The sequence below is a fragment of the Psychrobacter sp. TS_SC_6 genome (genome assembly GCF_056156305.1).
Genome location: NZ_CM149590.1, coordinates 601,194 through 618,174, shown reverse-complemented (window position 1 = coordinate 618,174; position 16,981 = coordinate 601,194). Strand labels below are relative to the sequence as shown.

The following is a 16,981-nucleotide window of genomic DNA, read 5'->3' as shown; positions in this document are numbered from 1 at the left end:
CCTTACCAGCTTGCTTTACGAACACCAGGCACATCGCCTTGCATGACACGCTCACGCAGCATATTGCGTGATAAGCCAAACTTGCGGAAGTAACCATGAGGACGACCCGTGATAGCACAACGATTGCGCAGACGTACTGGTGATGCGTTACGTGGTAAAGCTTGTAGCTCTAGCATCGCTTCCATACGAGTTTCGTCACTTGCAGTCATATCACTGATAGTTTCTTTTAGCTTGATACGCTTATCAGCGTACTTAGCAACCATTTTTTCGCGCTTTAATTCGCGGTTAATCATGCTCTTCTTTGCCATAACGTCTTTACCTTATTTAAATGGGAAGCCGAAAGCTTTAAGCAACGCACGACCTTCTTCATCAGATTGAGCTGACGTAGTAATTGTCACATCCATACCACGGATACGATCAATCTTGTCAAAGTCTACTTCTGGGAATACGATTTGTTCTTTGATACCCAATGAGTAGTTACCACGTCCGTCAAAGGCTTTAGGAGAAAAACCACGGAAATCACGAATACGAGGAATTGCAATGGCAATGAGACGATCTAAAAATTCGTACATTTGCTCACCGCGTAGCGTTACTTTACAGCCAATTGGCCATTCTTCACGAATTTTAAAGCCAGCAACTGATTTACGCGCTTTGGTGACTACAGGTTTTTGACCAGCAATAGCAGTCATATCAGCCACAGCACCTTCAAGCAATTTCTTGTCTTGAGACGCGCCGCCTACACCCATATTTAGTGTGATTTTAGTGATTTTTGGCACTTGCATCACATTCGCCAAACCAAGTTCTTCTTTGATTTGCTGTTTTAATTCTTCGTTATATAAAGATTTTAATCTTGCCATTACCATTACACCCTTAGTGTCTTACGCAGTCGCCACTACTTCACCGTTCGAACGATACAGGCGTTGTTTCTTGCCGTCTTCGCCGAACTGATAAGTAATACGATCAGCTTTTTGGGTTTGCGCATTTAAGATTGCGACATTTGAGATATGCAGAAAAGCTTCTTGCTTAAGAATGCCGCCTTCAACGCCAGTTGCCTGATTTGGCTTCTGATGTTTAGTGACAATGTTAATGCCTTCAACTTTAATACGATCGTTTTTTACAGCTTGTACAGTACCTTGCTTGCCTTTGTCTTTCCCAGCAATCACGATAACTGTATCGCCTTTACGTAATTTTGACATGGATTACCTCACAATACTTCTGGTGCTAGTGATACAATTTTCATAAACTGATCACCACGTAGTTCACGAGTTACCGGTCCAAAAATACGAGTTGCAATCGGCGCTTTGTTTTGGTTCAGCAATACCGCAGCATTGTCGTCAAAACGTAATACCGAACCATCAGGACGACGAACGCCTTTTTTGGTACGTACAACTACCGCATTCATCACGTCGCCTTTTTTAACACGACCACGAGGAATGGCTTCTTTAACCGTTACTTTAATAATGTCGCCAACTGATGCATAACGACGATGAGAGCCACCCAGTACTTTAATGCACTGAACTCGTCTTGCACCGCTATTATCTGCAACTTCCAGCATAGATTCAACCTGAATCATAGCGTTACTCCACACGTATGAGCAATAAAAACCAGTTGCTGCCGCTAGCACAGTATGAGTAGTCGGCATTTTAATATTAATAACCGCTGCTACTCTTAATGTGAGTGATATACGCTCGGCGCAATCAGTATCCTTAAAAAGGCAGCTATTTTAACAGCTTCTGGCTTTTAATGCAATTTACTTAGATTTTTTCTACTTTTTCAACCACATCAACCAAAGTCCAAGACTTGGTTTTTGAGATTGGACGCGTTTCTTTGATGCGGACAAGATCGCCTTGTTGGCAAACATTATTCTCATCATGTGCTTTGATTTTAGTAGAACGACGAAGCTGTTTGCCATACAAAGGATGACGAACCAGACGCTCAATCAAAACCGTGATGGACTTGTCCATCTTGTCACTGACAACTCGTCCTGTCAGAACACTAGCATTGGTCGTTGCTTGATTGTTATCGCTCATGAGTCGCCTCGTTGTTTCTCGTTAATCAAAGTCTGAAGCTGAGCAATCGCACGGCGATTGACACGTACTTCATGGGTATTCCCCAACTGACCAGTTGCTTTAGCCATACGAATACGGAAAGCATCAAGTTGCTTTTCATCAAGTAACTGGGTCAGTTCTTCTAATGATTTATCACGTAATTCACTGATCTTCATTACATTATCGTCCGCTTAACAATGGTAGTTTTAAAGGGCAGTTTAGCTGCAGCAAGCGTTAACGCTTCGCGAGCAAGCTCTTCTGAAATCCCTTCAAGTTCATATAGTATTTTACCAGGTTTGATTTCGCATACCCAATATTCTACAGGACCTTTACCTTTACCCATACGTACTTCTAATGGTTTATTGGTAATTGGTTTGTCTGGGAAAACGCGAATCCAAATCTTACCGCCACGCTTAATTTTACGAGTGATGGTACGACGTGCTGCTTCAATTTGACGGGCAGTCATACGACCACGAGTCAAAGATTTTAGACCAATTTGTCCGAATGCAACGGTGCTTCCACGATGAGCGAGCCCTGTGTTACGACCTTTGTGCATTTTACGAAACTTGGTACGTTTTGGCTGTAACATAGTTTAACCTCTGTCTGTGTTTCGACGGTTTCCGTTTCCACGACCACGGCGTTTTGGCGCACGAGCCTGCTCTTCTTTAACGGGATTGTATACACTGTTCATACCGTCAAGGATTTCACCACGGAAGATCCAAACTTTTACACCGATAGTGCCGTAAGTGGTTTCCGCACGTACTGACGAATAGTCGATATCAGCGCGTAGTGTATGCAGTGGCACACGACCTTCACGGTACCATTCAGTACGAGCAATCTCAGCACCGCCAAGACGGCCAGACAGCTCAACTTTAATACCTTTAGCACCAGAACGCATGCTGTTCTGAACTGCGCGCTTCATAGCACGGCGGAACATAACACGACGCTCAAGCTGACTTGCGATACCTTCCGCTACCAAATGAGCATCAAGATCAGGCGAGGTGATTTCTTCAATGTTGACCTGAGCAGGTACGCCCATAATTTTGGTCAATTCTTTTTGAAGTCTTTCAATATCTTCGCCTTTCTTACCGATCACAATACCAGGACGCGCAGTGGCGATGGTAATCTTAGCAGCACCAGTAGGACGCTCAATCATGATCTTGCTAATCATAGCACTATCTAGTTTCTTGCGCAGATATTCACGAACCTGAATGTCGTTAATAAGGTATTCTGAGTATTGTTTAGGGCTAGCATACCAGTTTGCGTTATGCTTTTTTACAACACCAAGACGAATTCCGATTGGATGTACTTTTTGTCCCATAACTTATTCCCCTACCTTTATAGTGATGTGACAGGTACGCTTACTGATACGATCAGCGCGACCTTTAGCACGTGGTAGGATACGTTTTAGCGTAATGCCTTCATCAACGTAGATGGTTGATACTTTAAGAGTATCGATATCTAAACCGTTGTTGTTTTCAGCATTGGCGATGGCTGAGTTAAGACATTTCTTAACAAAAACCGCGCCTTTTTTATTGCTATACGTTAGGATATCCAAAGCACGCTCAATAGATTTGCCACGAACTTCATCAGCAACGAGTCTAACTTTTTGTGCCGATATGGCGGCACCGCGTAATTTTGCAGTTACTTCCATGGTAAGCACCTTATCTCTTAGCTTTCTTGTCAATGCCGTGACCACGATATGTACGAGTCGGGGCAAATTCACCTAGTTTATGACCAACCATCTGTTCACTCACGATAACCGGTACATGAGTACGGCCATTGTGAACAGATAAAGTTAGGCCAACCATTTGTGGCAGAATCATTGAACGGCGCGACCAAGTTTTAATTGGTTTGCGTGAGTTGGTTTCTAATGCAGTTTCAACTTTAGCAAATAAATGCGCGTCTATGAATGGACCTTTTTTCAATGAACGAGGCATGAAATTCTTCCTTTATTTCTTCTTGGCGCGACGGCGGATGATCATGTTGTCAGTACGCTTATTATGACGCGTTTTAAGTCCTTTAGACTTCTGACCCCAAGGGCTAGTAGGATGGCGACCTTTGTTACGACCTTCACCACCACCATGTGGGTGATCAACCGGGTTCATAGCAACACCACGAACAGAAGGACGAATACCTCTCCAACGTGAAGCACCGGCTTTACCAAGTGATTTCAAGTTGTTTTCAGTATTAGAAACTTCACCGATAACAGCACGGCAATTTACGTGTACGCGGCGAGTTTCGCCAGAACGCAAACGAAGAATTGCATAAATACCGTCACGACCTAGTAGCTGAACGCTAGCACCCGCAGCACGAGCCATCTGTGCGCCTTTACCGATTTTAAGTTCGATATTATGGATCACAGTACCTAGTGGTATGTTTTTTAGCGGTAAACAGTTACCTGGACGAATTGGTGATAATTCACCTGACATTACAGTATCGCCAACTGCTTGCTTTTTAGCAGCGATAATATAACGACGTTCGCCGTCAGCGTACTTAAGTAAAGCAATATGCGCAGTACGGTTAGGATCGTATTCAATACGCTCTACTGTAGCAGGGATATTGTCTTTAGTACGTTTAAAATCGATAATACGATAATGTTGCTTATGACCACCGCCGATGTGACGAGTAGTGATACGGCCATTATTGTTACGACCACCGGTCTTGCTTTTTGATTCTAGAAGCGCTGCAAACGGACGACCTTTATAAAGGTGTGGATGCACTACTTTTTCAACAAAACGACGGCCTGGTGATGTTGGCTTTGCTCTTACGATAGGCATGAGTGTAATCCTTATTCGTTATTCGCTGTTTCACTAGTAGAAGCAGTCGTATTTGCGACCTCTTCACCAGCATCAGCCATTTGTACATCTTGACCAGCTTTTAAGGTAACATAGGCTTTTTTATAGTCATTACGACGGCCGATATTTTTACCAAAACGCTTTGTCTTACCTTTAACGTTCAATGTGTTTACTTTTAAAACTTCAACACCTTCAAACATCATCTCAACTGCTTTTTTAACTTCAAGCTTAGTAGCCTTAGAGTCAATTTTAAATACCTGCACACCAAGTGAGTCGCCAAGCATTTGAGATTTCTCTGAGAATACAGGTCCTCTTAGGATCTGATAAAGTCTTGCGTTATTCATGCTAGTGCTTCCTCAAATTGTTTCGCAGCTTCGACTGTCATGATCACTTTATCAAAAGCGATCAAGCTCACTGGATCCACTTCACTTGTATCAAGTACATTGACATGTGGGATGTTGCGAGCAGCTAAGTATAAGTTTTCGTCAACTTCTTTGGTGACGATTAATGCACGTGATGCATTTAACTCACCTAACTTTGCGATCAGCTCTTTGGTCTTAGGACCAGAAACGCTTATCTCTTCAACCAAAATCAGACGCTCTTGGCGAATCAATTCGGCTAGGATGCACTGCATAGCACCGCGATACATCTTACGGTTAACTTTCTGTGACCAATCTTGTGGCTTAGCCGCGAATGCACGACCGCCCCCACGCCAGATTGGGCTACGAATAGAGCCTGCACGAGCGCGACCAGTACCTTTTTGGCGCCATGGCTTAATGCCACCACCAGAAACTTCGGCACGGGTCTTTTGAGCGCGTGTACCTTGGCGAGCACCAGCAAGATATGCGGTGACGACTTGATGCACTAGTGCTTCGTTGAATTCACGACCGAAAGCCGTATCAGAAAGCTCAACTGCCGCCCCTGTAACTGTTTTTAAATCCACGTTAATCCCCTTGCTTAGGCTTTGACTGACGGACGTACGATGACATCGCCACCGGTGGCACCTGGGATAGCACCCTTGATGACAAGTAACCCATTTTCAACATCAACCGATATCACTTCTAGGCCTTGAACGGTAACGCGTTTGTTACCCATCTGACCTGGCATTTTCTTGCCTTTGAAGACTTTACCTGGTGACTGGTTTTGACCAGTTGAACCAATGGCACGGTGAGATACTGAGTTACCATGAGTGGCATCTTGCATGCTGAAGTTGTGACGCTTCACGCCGCCTTGAAAGCCTTTACCTTTACTGTTTCCTGTGACATCAACCATCTGACCTTGTTCAAACAAGTCAGCTAGGATCTCACCACCAATCTCACGACCTTCAAGATCGCTGTCATTGGCACGAAATTCCCAAACACCACGACCAGCGGCAACGCCGGCTTTAGCGAAGTGACCTTTTTGAGCTGCTGTTACGCGGCTGTCACGACGGGTGCCTGTGGTAACTTGGATGGCTTGATAGCCATCTACATCAGTATTTTTTACTTGAGTAATGCGGTTAGCACTGATCTCAACCACTGTTACAGGGATAGATGCGCCTGCTTCAGTGAAGACACGGGTCATGCCGCATTTTTTACCGACTAAACCGATCGCCATTTTAGACCTCTTTATATCTTATATTAATGGGTTGGGTGTTTATGTGCATTAACCCAAAGCAATTTGAACGTCAACACCCGCCGCTAAGTCAAGCTTCATTAGCGCATCCACAGTTTTATCGGTAGGTTGAACAATGTCAACCATACGCTTATGAGTACGGATTTCGTACTGATCACGAGCGTCTTTGTTTACGTGTGGTGAAGTTAGAACGTTGAAGCGCTCAATGCGAGTCGGCAACGGTACAGGACCACAAACTTGCGCACCGGTGCGCTTTGCAGTATCAACAATCTCTTGTGCAGATTGATCAATCAGGCGATGATCAAAAGACTTAAGACGGATACGGATTCTCTGGTTAGCCATGCCAGCAAGCTCCTAATATGTGCTTTTGTCATTCTTGCTTTGCAAGGATATGAGCAAAAGCCGTTTGGTTAAATATTTACTTAAAGCGGCCTTCTGTTCTAAACCAGAATGAGTTCTTTATCCGAACTTATAGCGTGCCAAAAGCAAAATAGTTTAAAGCCCCGCCGACCCTTCCATTGTAGGATGTCAGCAAAGGCATAATGAAATAGTGCTAGAAACGATGCTCTAGCTGTCATAGCGCCAGCTGTTTGATTGGCTGCGCATATATAATTCAGTGGCCTGTATTATACATAATAATCAGATGATTGCAAGGGGCTTATTTACAATGATATACACAACTGTTTGATATAAATATTAGTTTTTAAAACAAATTCTCTTAACTTTTAACCAATTGCTTACTGAGCAATAAGGCTAAACCGTCTCATTGAATGCTCTCAGTTTTCAACATTTGACGGCCATACTTACTATTTAGATTCCGCCTTGAGGTTCAATCTAATACTATATCGTATTGTTCTTGGGTATATAAATTCTCAACATCAAAGGTAATCACCCTACCAAGCAAATACTCTAAATCTGCCACAGTATCCGATTCTGACGTCAGTAATAAATCAATGACTGCCGCATGGGCGACCACGGTAAACTTTTTGGGTGAGTTATAAGTTCGAGCACAGCGCATGATTTCACGAAATATCTCAAAGCAGACCGTCTCAGCGGTTTTGACAAAGCCGCGTCCTTGACAGGTCGAGCAAGGCTCACATAGTTGCTGTCCGAGTGATTCACGGGTACGCTTACGGGTCATCTCAACCAAACCAAGCTCGCTCACTTGAGTAATTTTGGTTTTCGCATAATCTTGTACCAGTTGTGACTGCAAGCTCTCTAAGATATCATCCTTATGCTGCTGCTCAAGCATATCGATGAAGTCTAGGATAATAATACCGCCTAGATTACGCAAGCGCAGCTGACGGGCTATCGCGTGGGTGGCTTCTAGATTGGTTTTGTAGACGGTATCTTCTAATGAGCGTCCACCAACAAATGAGCCAGTATTGACATCAATGGTGGTCATCGCTTCAGTTTGGTCAATAATCAGATAGCCGCCCGACTTTAAATCGACGCGGCGTTTGAGCGCATCACGTAAATCATCTTCAACGCGGTGCACATCAAACAGCGACTGCTCAGCGGTATAATGTACTATGCGATCATAGACAAAAGGCACAAATTCTTTGGCAAAATATCTAACCTGCTCATATATCTGTGCATTATCAATCACGACTTTTTCGGTACCAGCATGTACCAAATCGCGGATAGAACGCAGTGGTAGCGATAATTCCTGATAAATAAGCTCTGAGCTTTGATTGGGCTTCATTTCTTGGCGACGGGCACATATTGTCCGCCATAGTTGCAAGAGATAGTAGATGTCTTCTTCAAGTTTATCAACCGGTACACGCTCTGCCGCTGTACGCGCAATAAGACCGCCCTTGAGATTGACGGTTTGCATCAGGCTAGTGAGCTCAGTCTTGAGACGAGTACGCTCTTCTTCACCATCAATACGCTGCGAGATACCAATATGCTCACTCGATGGCAAGTAGACCAGATAGCGAGATGGCAGTGATATATTGGTGGTTAAGCGCGCGCCTTTACTGCCCAGCTGATCTTTGGTGACTTGTACCAAGATACGTTGGCTCTCGTGTAGGCGATGCTGGATGAGAGTTTTCGAAACTGGTACAACTTCAGTGTTCTGCGTACTTATTACAGGCGGCGTGATGGCCAAATCGTCAGCCGTTACCTCTATAATAGTGTGCTCATCATCAGTCTTCTTGACTTTACTGCTTTTGGCAGCTGGACGAGGTTCGCGCTGCATATCATTAACGTGTAAGAATGCAGTACGTGACTGACCAATATCGACAAAGGCTGCCTGCATACCCGGCAGAACGCGTACCACTGTACCCAAGTAAATGTTACCAACCAAACCCAGTTTATGATGACGCTCAATATAAATCTCGCCCAAGATACCGTTATCTAGTACGGCAACACGGGACTCCATGGGACTAATATTAATCAGCAGCTCTTCGGACATAGTATTTTCTCTTATCACTTAGCTTTCTGGTGAAGCATTCATAGTTTGGTAGCCTGACAGTGTAACAAATGCCACTTGCTTTTGCCCATGACACAAGCGTGTCATTATGTGTGGATGGTTTAATATCAAATTCATATTAAAGCACTGCTGAGTCAATAAATACCCCTACTTTAACCTTTTTGAGCATGTAAACTTTATTGGGTATTATCTATTTAGGCATAAAATTTTTAAAGCGTAGCAGTGTTGGACATCTCTTTAATCAATGCCAGCGTTTGTGCAAGCGGTAAGCCCACCACATTGGTATAACTGCCATTAATACGGCTAACCCATGCAGCGCCCAACCCTTGAATACCATAGCCACCTGCCTTGTCTACAGGCTCGCCGCTGTCCCAATAATCACTCATCATCTCTGGAGTAAGCACTACAAAGGTAACCTCTGTGCGTTCAATGATTTGTTGCTGATTGATGATTTGCCATATTTGCTCATTATCGAACTCATCAGAATGTTTAGGCTGTAATGAGAGTTGCGTTGCCTGTACCGCCGTCCATACTTCATGAGCACTATCGGACATTTGCTGCCACATACGATAAGCATCTTCACGATTATTCGGTTTGACCAAGACTGTTTTGCCATCTGCTAATACTCCAATGGTATCAGAGGTCAATAAAATAATGGGCTGAGATAGGAGTGATTGATATAAGTGAGCTTCATTATTTTTTAACTGTCTATTTAGCTGCGCGGTTGCTGCCTCTGCTTTGGCGGCGACCATACGAACAATATAGTCTTTGGGCGATTCATATTGATAAGGCGTTTCATCGATATCAATGCTGATGACCGTAAATTCTAGTTGTGCTCTGTTTAGTAACTCGCGACGACGCGGCGAGCCGGATGCTAAGATAATATCCATCACTACTCTCTATATTATGTAGAAACTTGATATTGATAGGTTTAATCATAAATAAACGAGGGTCATTTATCCTAGATGCTTGTAAAAATCACTTGTGATAAAAATACTTGTGTTGGTAATCGATGTAATAATCAATCTGATTAACGCACAAATTTTCGTAGCGTTAAAAGTACCAATGGCCAGCTAATAATACTCATCAATAAAGAAAAAGTAGATTGGGCGACAAAAACCTCTTGTACAAACATCTGTAGCATCCACAGACTCGCTTGAAATAAAAATAATCCTAAACTCGCTATTATCCATGCACTAATCGTATTTAGCTGTCTGATATAGATACTGGTCACCTTTATCATGAGCGCCACTGCAACAGCAGAAAAAGCCTGCTGTCCTAAATGAGTATCCATCAGCAAATCGGCAATAAGGCCAATAGCAAAGGCACTAAAAATACCCACATAACGCGGCTGAAACAATAACCAAAAAATCAATACCATGATCATGATCATAGGACGCAATGTGGCCATACTAGGACTTAATGGATAAACACTGAGCGATGAGGCAATAATAAAACTCAGTACAATCACGGCATGCAGCAGCCCATTTGCATGATCAGAATCAGGATATGCCATGAATACGTACCTTTAGCGGATGTTTAGCAGCTACTTAATAATGAATTCAGCATTGCAGAGTATAAAAAACGAGGAGTAAAACAGCGCACTTAAATAGAATAGCGGCCAATTATCGGGCAATGATTATCTCTAACAACGACCATCAAGATTCATTGATGCCAATATTGTCTTTATTAGCCAGCTTGTCTTGCAGTATCAGCACATAAGCATTATCAACAAAGTTTGCGACAGGTGTGACATCAATGCTTCTAAAATTATCCGCTTGCGTGTCTTCAATATGGGCGATACGACCAACACGGTAGCCTGCAGGGATACGCCCACCTAATCCAGACGAAACCAGCTCATCTCCGACGCGTACATCTGAGGTTTTAAAGACATACTCAAGGCTCAATGAAGTAGGTATACCTTGACCGGTGACAATAGCGCGCTGACCTGTCCTCTTGACAGTAACGGCGACAGACTGCTGTTCATCAGTAATAAGCAGTAAACGGCTGGTATTAGGATAGACATTGATAATCTGCCCTAAAATGCCGTTTTCATCAATGACCGTTTGCCCAACCTGTACCCCATCTTGCTCCCCTTTGTTCAACACCACAATTTGACGCATTAGATTGGTGTCAGTACCAATTACCTGTGCCAGATTTAAATCAAACTGCTCAGGGCGTGTGGTCGATAGAATACCTTGCAGGCGAGCGTTTTGCGCCAAGATATAATCTTGCTGCTGCAATTTAGCTTGAGCGTGAATAAGTTGAGATTTGAGCTGCACGTTTTCGCGGCGTAGCGTTTCTTTTGATTGTAGGCTGCCGCTTGACCAGTGTTGTGCATAACTGGGTAATAATGACAGCTCGTAAATAGGCTGCATTGCGGCGTGGCTCGTTGAGCGTATAGGCTTGAACCATTCTGGATTTTTGCTATCAAACCACATCAATATCAATGCCATTATTAATAAAACAGTAGTCATACGAAGGGCGAGTGGCTGGCGAGCAAAAATACTTGGAATCATAGTTCGTCTAATGTAGAGGTTTTAATGTGAGCATTAGCCAGCACTGAGTAGCACTATATAAAAGGCGGTTGATATCAAAAAAAAGCTCAGTATCTATCAGATATTGATTGCCTTTATTGATAATATTAAAGGCAACCTTTTTGGCTACCTTCAATGTTATTCATCTAGCCTTCCTCATGCCTAGTTATCGTTAACTTCAGCCTTGTCTAACATTGCTAGTATGACAATGCTTGATAAATAGTGATTTATACAAAAATCATATTTAGGCTTTTGTTATTGATAAAATCAAGCGCAATACCGCCACCACGGCTCACACAAGTTAATGGATCTTCAGCGACTGTAACTGGTAAGCCTGTCTCTCTTGAGATGAGCTTATCTAGGTCACGTAATAGTGCGCCGCCACCGGTCAAGACAATACCGCGTTCAGCGATGTCTGATGACAACTCTGGTGGCGTCTGCTCAAGTGCTGCTTTTACCGCGCTAACGATACCACTTAACGGATCACTCAAAGCTTTCTGCACTTCTTCTGAGTTGACAGTAAAGGTTTTAGGTACGCCTTCTGCCATGCTACGTCCGCGTACTTCTACTTCTAACTGGCTGTCTTCATTTAGCGCAGAGCCAACTTCTTGTTTGATACGCTCAGCGGTGGTTTCACCAATCACGCAGCCATGAATACGACGTACATGGGTAATAATGGCATCGTCAAACATATCGCCACCGATACGGATAGATTCAGCATAGACACAACCTGACAAAGCGATAACGGCAATCTCAGTGGTACCACCGCCGATATCAACGACCATCGAACCGCTGGCTTCATGAACCGGCATGCCAGCACCAATCGCTGCTGCCATTGGCTCTTCTAGTAACAATACTTTGCTGGCGCCAGCTGACGATACCGCTTCACGAATCGCTTTCCGCTCGACAAGGGTAGACTTGCAAGGCACACAAACCACCACATTCGGCTGTGCCATAAAACGCTTAGCTTTTACCTTGGCGATAAAATGCTTAAGCATTTTTTGCGTCACTTCAAAGTCAGCAATCACGCCGTCTTTTAATGGGCGGATAGCCGTAATATTGGCAGGCGTACGACCCAGCATCTGCTTGGCATCAATACCAACAGCAGCAACAGTAGGGTTCTGTGTACGATTACTTCTTAAAGCGACCACCGTAGGCTCATCGAGCACCACGCCTTTACCAGGAATAAAAATAAGGGTGTTCGCAGTACCGAGGTCGATTGCGATATTATTTGATAAAAATCCAAACAGGTTCATGACTAATATTTCCAGCGTATTACAAATGAGGCAAATGAGAGTGACCGAGGGATTACTCGTCAGTATTGAGCAGGTCGTCTTTAGACATTACCTGTGGCGAGAGTTTATCATCGTAACAAGTCAAACCGAAGCTATAATGATGAAATGAAAAAACTGAGCTAAATTATACCGATTTGGCTCAAGAAAAACACAGATATTTGCATCAGTACGCTAGGATTTTGCACTTATGCCCTAAAAATTGTTACAAAGTTTGAAATCGCAGACCATACCAGCCGCTTTGATAAAACAGCCTTTAATTCAATCACTAACAAGCAGCTACCGTCTTATGATACTTACTGAGTAATTTGCTTAATAGCTTGCTTAGCAGCAGCTACCCACTGTAACGTATTTCGTCATTGAATAGGGAGCTATTGACCATCAATTTTTTACTATCCAGTCAGCCTTGCATAATTGCTTATTAACTTGAGCCTTTTTTAATAGAAGAGTCGTGAATAAAGCCCTTTTAAACAATCTTGTGAGTAAAGATTGTGCTGTAATCAAGTGTCCTGCTCTGTAAACTTCGGTCAGATGCTTTATAATAAAGCCATTGTATACTTACATCTTTATATAAGTCGCTTATTTTAGTGCTTATCTGTTTTAGTCATATTCTAATCTAACGAAAACTGTCCGTAACTGGAGACACTATGTCACAGCAACCATCAACGTCTGACAACACTGTCAGCCGTGAAGAAATCCTAGAAGTTGCCAACCTTGCCCGTTTAGGTGTCGATGAAAATACTGCCGATAGCTACGCTGCTGATATCTCTAAAATACTTAAGCTGATGAATACGCTTGGTAATGTTGATACCACAGGCATCAAACCTTTAGCAAACATTCATGAAGCTTGCCAAGAATTGCGGGCTGATGTTGCCAAACACGATATCAATCGTGAACGTAATCAGTCGGTCGCCCCTGCTGTCGAAGATGGCTTGTATTTGGTACCGCAAGTGATTGAATAGGCGGCTGTCGCTCTCTGATTTCGTATTTTACTTTATGCTATTAACATTTTGACGGACGACACCTTATGTCTGAACTTCATTTATTAAGTACCCAGCAGCTCATTACTGGTCTGCAAGACAAACAATTTAGCAGCCTTGAGCTGACTGACCACTACATCAAACGTATCAACGCCCTTGATAGCAAGATCAACAGTTTTATCACTCATACCTCTGACACGGCGCGCGCGCAAGCAAAAGCGGCGGACGAGATGCGTATACAAGGGGACAAACGCCCATTACTTGGCGTACCCATGGCGCATAAAGATATTTTTTGTACTCAAGGTGTGTTGACGACCTGTGGCTCTAAAATGCTGCACAATTTTATCTCTCCTTATGATGCGACCATCGTCACTAATATTGATAAAGCTGGGATGATTAGCCTTGGTAAGCTCAATATGGATGAGTTTGCGATGGGCTCAGACAATGAAAGCTCATATTACGGTGCGGTACACAACCCTTGGAACATAGAACACGTGCCTGGTGGCTCATCGGGTGGTAGTGCAGCGGCTGTTGCAGCGGGTTTTGTACCCGTTGCGACTGGTAGTGATACCGGTGGCTCTATTCGTCAGCCTGCCTCATTTTGCGGCTTAACGGGCATCAAACCTACTTATGGTCGCGTCTCTCGCTTCGGTATGATTGCTTATGCCTCGAGTCTTGATCAAGCCGGTAGTATGGGTCGCAGTGCTATGGATTGCGCGTACTTGCTGCAACCAATGATTGGACATGACCCACGCGATGCGACTTCCATCAAATACGATACGCCTGATTATGTACAAGATTTAAATGATGCAGCTACCAGCGCTGGTGATAAACCGTTTGCCGGTTTACGTATTGGCGTTGCTAAAGAATACTTTAGTAAAGGACTTGATACTGAAGTCGAACAAGCAGCTCGTGCAGCGTTAAAGAAATACGAAGAACTTGGCGCAACGATTGTCGAAGTGACAATCACTGACCCAGAGATTACCCTTGCTACCTATTATATGCTCGCACCAGCTGAAGCATCATCAAACCTATCACGCTTCGATGGCGTACGCTTTGGGTATCGCTGTGAAAATCCAAAAGACTTGATTGACTTATATACGCGCTCACGTTCTGAGGGCTTTGGTTCTGAAGTACAGCGCCGTATTTTATCAGGGACTTATGCGCTGTCTGCTGGTTACTTTGATGCCTATTATACTAAGGCACAAAAAGTGCGCCGTATCATCATCAAAGACTTTGAAGATGCTTTTGCCAACTGTGATGTCATTGCCAGTCCAACGGCGCCAACAGCAGCTTATAAACTTGGTGAAGACCTCGACCCTGCTACTATGTACTTAGGTGACGTTTATACCATTGGTGTCAACTTAGCGGGTTTACCTGCGCTTAGTCAGCCAGTTGGTTTAACCTCAGCAGGCTTGCCTATTGGTTTGCAATTGATTGGTCAATATTGGCAAGAAAGTAAATTGCTCTCTACCGCTCATTTATTCCAGCAGCATACAGACCATCACCTGCAACACTCTACTATCGCGAAGGAGACGGTATAATGAACACAGCAACTACTACTGATAACAACGCCGTTCGCAAACACGATGTTCGTAAAGAGCTATTCGTCGATGGTTATGAGGTGGTCATCGGTATCGAGATTCACTGCCAATTGAACACGGAAAGTAAGATATTCTCGAGCGCGCCAACTGACTTTGGTCACGAGCCAAACAGCCAAGCCAGTATTGTAGATTTAGGCTTACCGGGTGTTTTGCCAGTGCTGAATGCTGGTGTGGTTGATCGTGCACTAAAATTTGGTATCGGCATCAATGCTGAGCTTGGTTTATTCAATACCTTTGACCGTAAAAACTACTTCTATCCTGATTTGCCAAAAGGCTATCAAATCACCCAGATGGCAAATCCTATCGTAGGCGAAGGCTATATAGATGTCGTGGTCAATGAAGGGGATAAGAACGAATACCCTAAACGCATGGGCATCACCCGCGCGCATTTAGAAGAAGATGCTGGTAAATCAGTACACGATGCCGTCGATGGTATGACGGGCGTGGATCTAAACCGCGCTGGTACGCCCTTAATCGAAATCGTCTCTGAGCCTGATATGCGCTCAGCGAATGAAGCACTTGCTTATATTAAAGCCATTCATCAGCTGGTCACGTGGCTCGGTATCTCAGACGCTATCATGGCAGAAGGCTCATTCCGCTGTGATTGTAACGTCTCTGTGCGCAGGCCTGGAAGCGAGCTTGGTACACGTACTGAACTGAAGAACCTAAACTCATTCCGCTTCATCGAGCGTGCAATCAATCGCGAAATCGAGCGTCAAATCGACATTATTGAGGACGGCGGTAAAGTTGTGCAAGCAACGATGCTTTATGACCCAGAGCGCGACGAAACTCGTGTTATGCGTACCAAAGAAGACGCCAATGATTATCGTTATTTCCCTGATCCTGACTTGCTACCTGTGCGTATCGAGCAGCATACGGTTGATGCTATCAAAGCGGCTATGCCAGAGCTACCGGTCGCTCGTCGCGCCCGCTTTGAAGAAGCACTGGGTCTATCAGAATATGACGCCCGCATCTTGACTGGTAGCCGTCAAATTGCCGATTACTTTGAAGCTGTGGTCGCAGAAGTTGGGCAAGCAGATGCCAAAATGGCGGCTAATTGGGTCATGGGGGACCTACTCGGTGCGTTGAATAAAGATGATAAGGAAATTACTGACTCCCCTATCAGCGCCAAGCAATTGGCTGGTATGCTAGCCCGCATCAAAGACGATACTCTATCTGGAAAATTGGCTAAGAAGGTCTTTAGCGCCTTATATGATCGTGAAGGTGGCGATGCTGATGATGCAGCAGATAAAATCATCGAGGAAAAAGGTCTTAAGCAAGAAACCGATACGGGCGCTATCAAAGCCATCGTGGAAGAGGTCATTGCTAAAAATCAAGCAATGGTTGAAGAGTATCGCGGTGGCAAAGAAAAAGCTTTCAATGGTTTAGTTGGTCAAGTAATGAAAGCCAGTCGCGGTAGTGCCAATCCACAGCAAGTCAACCAAATTCTAAAAGAGTTACTAGGTTAAGGGTAATTGCTGATTGGTTATACTGACTGTCATACATAAATTGGGGTTATAGAGTTTGGCTACAATAAATAGCTCTTGCAATATGCATATTTTTGCGTAAAATAGTCAGTCATTCGGGGCGTAGCGCAGTCTGGTAGCGCACTACACTGGGGGTGTAGTGGTCGCAGGTTCAAATCCTGCCGTTCCGACCAAACATAGTAGTTAT

At 44.0% G+C, this 16,981-nt stretch carries 23 protein-coding genes and 1 tRNA gene; 4 read left to right on the top strand and 20 right to left on the bottom strand.

The features are described 5' to 3' along the window. Positions 1 to 2: 2 nt before the first annotated feature. The 20 genes from rpsN to AC0J5Y_RS02585 form a co-directional block, all read right to left on the bottom strand. Positions 3 to 308, bottom strand: coding sequence for a 30S ribosomal protein S14 (rpsN, locus tag AC0J5Y_RS02680; protein WP_011279798.1), 306 nt, complete (start codon positions 306 to 308; stop codon positions 3 to 5). 12 nt (positions 309 to 320) lie between these two features. Beyond that, positions 321 to 857, bottom strand: a complete 537-nt coding sequence (rplE, locus tag AC0J5Y_RS02675; RefSeq protein ID WP_011512858.1) for a 50S ribosomal protein L5 — start codon at positions 855 to 857, stop codon at positions 321 to 323. Between the two features lie 21 nt (positions 858 to 878). Further along, entirely contained in the window at positions 879 to 1,196 is a 318-nt protein-coding gene (rplX, locus tag AC0J5Y_RS02670; RefSeq protein ID WP_011512857.1) for a 50S ribosomal protein L24, read from the bottom strand. An 8-nt stretch (positions 1,197 to 1,204) separates the two neighbouring features. Continuing rightward, the gene (gene rplN, locus AC0J5Y_RS02665) at positions 1,205 to 1,573 is read right to left on the bottom strand and encodes a 50S ribosomal protein L14 (protein ID WP_010196702.1); all 369 of its coding nucleotides are present in this window, start codon (positions 1,571 to 1,573) and stop codon (positions 1,205 to 1,207) included. Positions 1,574 to 1,754: 181 nt separating this feature from the next. After that, positions 1,755 to 2,030 carry a 30S ribosomal protein S17 gene (rpsQ, locus tag AC0J5Y_RS02660; protein WP_011512856.1) on the bottom strand — a complete coding sequence of 92 codons (276 nt, stop codon included), beginning with the start codon at positions 2,028 to 2,030 and terminating at the stop codon, positions 1,755 to 1,757. Beyond that, a complete protein-coding gene (gene rpmC / locus AC0J5Y_RS02655) occupies positions 2,027 to 2,224 on the bottom strand; it encodes a 50S ribosomal protein L29 (RefSeq protein WP_011279794.1) in 198 nt (65 codons plus the stop codon). Before rpmC ends, rpsQ begins: the two co-directional genes overlap by 4 nt. After that, positions 2,224 to 2,637 carry a 50S ribosomal protein L16 gene (gene rplP, locus AC0J5Y_RS02650; protein WP_011512855.1) on the bottom strand — a complete coding sequence of 138 codons (414 nt, stop codon included), beginning with the start codon at positions 2,635 to 2,637 and terminating at the stop codon, positions 2,224 to 2,226. The genes rpmC and rplP overlap by 1 nt, the downstream gene beginning before the upstream one ends. A 3-nt stretch (positions 2,638 to 2,640) precedes the next feature. After that, positions 2,641 to 3,369, bottom strand: coding sequence for a 30S ribosomal protein S3 (gene rpsC / locus AC0J5Y_RS02645; RefSeq protein WP_475131411.1), 729 nt, complete (start codon positions 3,367 to 3,369; stop codon positions 2,641 to 2,643). A gap of 3 nt (positions 3,370 to 3,372) precedes the next feature. Further along, positions 3,373 to 3,702: a 50S ribosomal protein L22 gene (rplV, locus tag AC0J5Y_RS02640; protein ID WP_010196689.1), complete on the bottom strand. Its 330-nt coding sequence runs from the start codon at positions 3,700 to 3,702 to the stop codon at positions 3,373 to 3,375. Positions 3,703 to 3,712: 10 nt separating this feature from the next. After that, positions 3,713 to 3,988 carry a 30S ribosomal protein S19 gene (rpsS, locus tag AC0J5Y_RS02635; protein WP_011279791.1) on the bottom strand — a complete coding sequence of 92 codons (276 nt, stop codon included), beginning with the start codon at positions 3,986 to 3,988 and terminating at the stop codon, positions 3,713 to 3,715. Between the two features lie 12 nt (positions 3,989 to 4,000). Continuing rightward, the gene (gene rplB, locus AC0J5Y_RS02630) at positions 4,001 to 4,828 is read right to left on the bottom strand and encodes a 50S ribosomal protein L2 (RefSeq protein ID WP_011512853.1); all 828 of its coding nucleotides are present in this window, start codon (positions 4,826 to 4,828) and stop codon (positions 4,001 to 4,003) included. An 11-nt stretch (positions 4,829 to 4,839) separates the two neighbouring features. Then, entirely contained in the window at positions 4,840 to 5,190 is a 351-nt protein-coding gene (gene rplW / locus AC0J5Y_RS02625; RefSeq protein WP_475131410.1) for a 50S ribosomal protein L23, read from the bottom strand. Next, positions 5,187 to 5,789 (bottom strand): 50S ribosomal protein L4, encoded by a 603-nt coding sequence (rplD, locus tag AC0J5Y_RS02620; protein ID WP_011512852.1) that lies wholly within the window; start codon positions 5,787 to 5,789, stop codon positions 5,187 to 5,189. Before rplD ends, rplW begins: the two co-directional genes overlap by 4 nt. Positions 5,790 to 5,803: 14 nt before the next feature. Further along, a complete protein-coding gene (gene rplC, locus AC0J5Y_RS02615) occupies positions 5,804 to 6,442 on the bottom strand; it encodes a 50S ribosomal protein L3 (protein ID WP_011512851.1) in 639 nt (212 codons plus the stop codon). A 48-nt stretch (positions 6,443 to 6,490) separates the two neighbouring features. Further along, entirely contained in the window at positions 6,491 to 6,802 is a 312-nt protein-coding gene (rpsJ, locus tag AC0J5Y_RS02610) for a 30S ribosomal protein S10 (protein ID WP_010196670.1), read from the bottom strand. Positions 6,803 to 7,289: 487 nt separating this feature from the next. Then, positions 7,290 to 8,876 carry an Rne/Rng family ribonuclease gene (locus AC0J5Y_RS02605; RefSeq protein WP_475131409.1) on the bottom strand — a complete coding sequence of 529 codons (1,587 nt, stop codon included), beginning with the start codon at positions 8,874 to 8,876 and terminating at the stop codon, positions 7,290 to 7,292. A gap of 227 nt (positions 8,877 to 9,103) precedes the next feature. Continuing rightward, complete coding sequence (locus AC0J5Y_RS02600; RefSeq protein WP_475131408.1) at positions 9,104 to 9,784, bottom strand: Maf family protein; 681 nt, start codon at positions 9,782 to 9,784, stop codon at positions 9,104 to 9,106. Between the two features lie 140 nt (positions 9,785 to 9,924). Further along, a complete protein-coding gene (mreD, locus tag AC0J5Y_RS02595) occupies positions 9,925 to 10,410 on the bottom strand; it encodes a rod shape-determining protein MreD (RefSeq protein WP_475131407.1) in 486 nt (161 codons plus the stop codon). Between the two features lie 142 nt (positions 10,411 to 10,552). Then, positions 10,553 to 11,413, bottom strand: coding sequence for a rod shape-determining protein MreC (mreC, locus tag AC0J5Y_RS02590; RefSeq protein ID WP_475131406.1), 861 nt, complete (start codon positions 11,411 to 11,413; stop codon positions 10,553 to 10,555). A gap of 245 nt (positions 11,414 to 11,658) precedes the next feature. Next, positions 11,659 to 12,696, bottom strand: coding sequence for a rod shape-determining protein (locus AC0J5Y_RS02585; RefSeq protein ID WP_041752960.1), 1,038 nt, complete (start codon positions 12,694 to 12,696; stop codon positions 11,659 to 11,661). A 674-nt stretch (positions 12,697 to 13,370) separates the two neighbouring features. Between AC0J5Y_RS02585 and gatC the strand changes: the two genes are divergently transcribed. The 4 genes from gatC to AC0J5Y_RS02565 all read left to right on the top strand — a co-directional run bounded on the left by gatC (position 13,371) and on the right by AC0J5Y_RS02565 (position 16,967). Further along, complete coding sequence (gatC, locus tag AC0J5Y_RS02580) at positions 13,371 to 13,685, top strand: Asp-tRNA(Asn)/Glu-tRNA(Gln) amidotransferase subunit GatC (RefSeq protein ID WP_475131405.1); 315 nt, start codon at positions 13,371 to 13,373, stop codon at positions 13,683 to 13,685. 65 nt (positions 13,686 to 13,750) lie between these two features. Beyond that, on the top strand, positions 13,751 to 15,247 hold the full coding sequence (gene gatA, locus AC0J5Y_RS02575) for an Asp-tRNA(Asn)/Glu-tRNA(Gln) amidotransferase subunit GatA (RefSeq protein WP_475131404.1): 1,497 nt from the start codon (positions 13,751 to 13,753) through the stop codon (positions 15,245 to 15,247). Next, positions 15,247 to 16,776, top strand: coding sequence for an Asp-tRNA(Asn)/Glu-tRNA(Gln) amidotransferase subunit GatB (gene gatB / locus AC0J5Y_RS02570; protein ID WP_475131403.1), 1,530 nt, complete (start codon positions 15,247 to 15,249; stop codon positions 16,774 to 16,776). The genes gatA and gatB overlap by 1 nt, the downstream gene beginning before the upstream one ends. Positions 16,777 to 16,890: 114 nt before the next feature. Beyond that, positions 16,891 to 16,967 (top strand) — tRNA-Pro (locus tag AC0J5Y_RS02565). The last annotated feature ends 14 nt before the right edge of the window (positions 16,968 to 16,981 follow it).

Excerpts from the sequence above, each read along its gene's own strand:
- rpsN (WP_011279798.1), bottom strand. The coding sequence starts at position 308 with ATGGCAAAGAAGAGCATGATTAACCGCGAATTAAAGCGCGAAAAAATG.
- rplE (WP_011512858.1), bottom strand. The coding sequence starts at position 857 with ATGGCAAGATTAAAATCTTTATATAACGAAGAATTAAAACAGCAAATC.
- gatA (WP_475131404.1), top strand. The coding sequence starts at position 13,751 with ATGTCTGAACTTCATTTATTAAGTACCCAGCAGCTCATTACTGGTCTG.
- AC0J5Y_RS02600 (WP_475131408.1), bottom strand. The coding sequence starts at position 9,784 with ATGGATATTATCTTAGCATCCGGCTCGCCGCGTCGTCGCGAGTTACTA.
- gatB (WP_475131403.1), top strand. The coding sequence starts at position 15,247 with ATGAACACAGCAACTACTACTGATAACAACGCCGTTCGCAAACACGAT.
- rplV (WP_010196689.1), bottom strand. The coding sequence starts at position 3,702 with ATGGAAGTAACTGCAAAATTACGCGGTGCCGCCATATCGGCACAAAAA.
- rplN (WP_010196702.1), bottom strand. The coding sequence starts at position 1,573 with ATGATTCAGGTTGAATCTATGCTGGAAGTTGCAGATAATAGCGGTGCA.
- rplW (WP_475131410.1), bottom strand. The coding sequence starts at position 5,190 with ATGAATAACGCAAGACTTTATCAGATCCTAAGAGGACCTGTATTCTCA.
- mreD (WP_475131407.1), bottom strand. The coding sequence starts at position 10,410 with ATGGCATATCCTGATTCTGATCATGCAAATGGGCTGCTGCATGCCGTG.
- rpsJ (WP_010196670.1), bottom strand. The coding sequence starts at position 6,802 with ATGGCTAACCAGAGAATCCGTATCCGTCTTAAGTCTTTTGATCATCGC.
- rpsC (WP_475131411.1), bottom strand. The coding sequence starts at position 3,369 with ATGGGACAAAAAGTACATCCAATCGGAATTCGTCTTGGTGTTGTAAAA.
- rplB (WP_011512853.1), bottom strand. The coding sequence starts at position 4,828 with ATGCCTATCGTAAGAGCAAAGCCAACATCACCAGGCCGTCGTTTTGTT.
- mreC (WP_475131406.1), bottom strand. The coding sequence starts at position 11,413 with ATGATTCCAAGTATTTTTGCTCGCCAGCCACTCGCCCTTCGTATGACT.
- rplC (WP_011512851.1), bottom strand. The coding sequence starts at position 6,442 with ATGGCGATCGGTTTAGTCGGTAAAAAATGCGGCATGACCCGTGTCTTC.
- rplX (WP_011512857.1), bottom strand. The coding sequence starts at position 1,196 with ATGTCAAAATTACGTAAAGGCGATACAGTTATCGTGATTGCTGGGAAA.
- rpmC (WP_011279794.1), bottom strand. The coding sequence starts at position 2,224 with ATGAAGATCAGTGAATTACGTGATAAATCATTAGAAGAACTGACCCAG.
- rpsS (WP_011279791.1), bottom strand. The coding sequence starts at position 3,988 with ATGCCTCGTTCATTGAAAAAAGGTCCATTCATAGACGCGCATTTATTT.
- gatC (WP_475131405.1), top strand. The coding sequence starts at position 13,371 with ATGTCACAGCAACCATCAACGTCTGACAACACTGTCAGCCGTGAAGAA.
- rpsQ (WP_011512856.1), bottom strand. The coding sequence starts at position 2,030 with ATGAGCGATAACAATCAAGCAACGACCAATGCTAGTGTTCTGACAGGA.
- AC0J5Y_RS02605 (WP_475131409.1), bottom strand. The coding sequence starts at position 8,876 with ATGTCCGAAGAGCTGCTGATTAATATTAGTCCCATGGAGTCCCGTGTT.
- rplP (WP_011512855.1), bottom strand. The coding sequence starts at position 2,637 with ATGTTACAGCCAAAACGTACCAAGTTTCGTAAAATGCACAAAGGTCGT.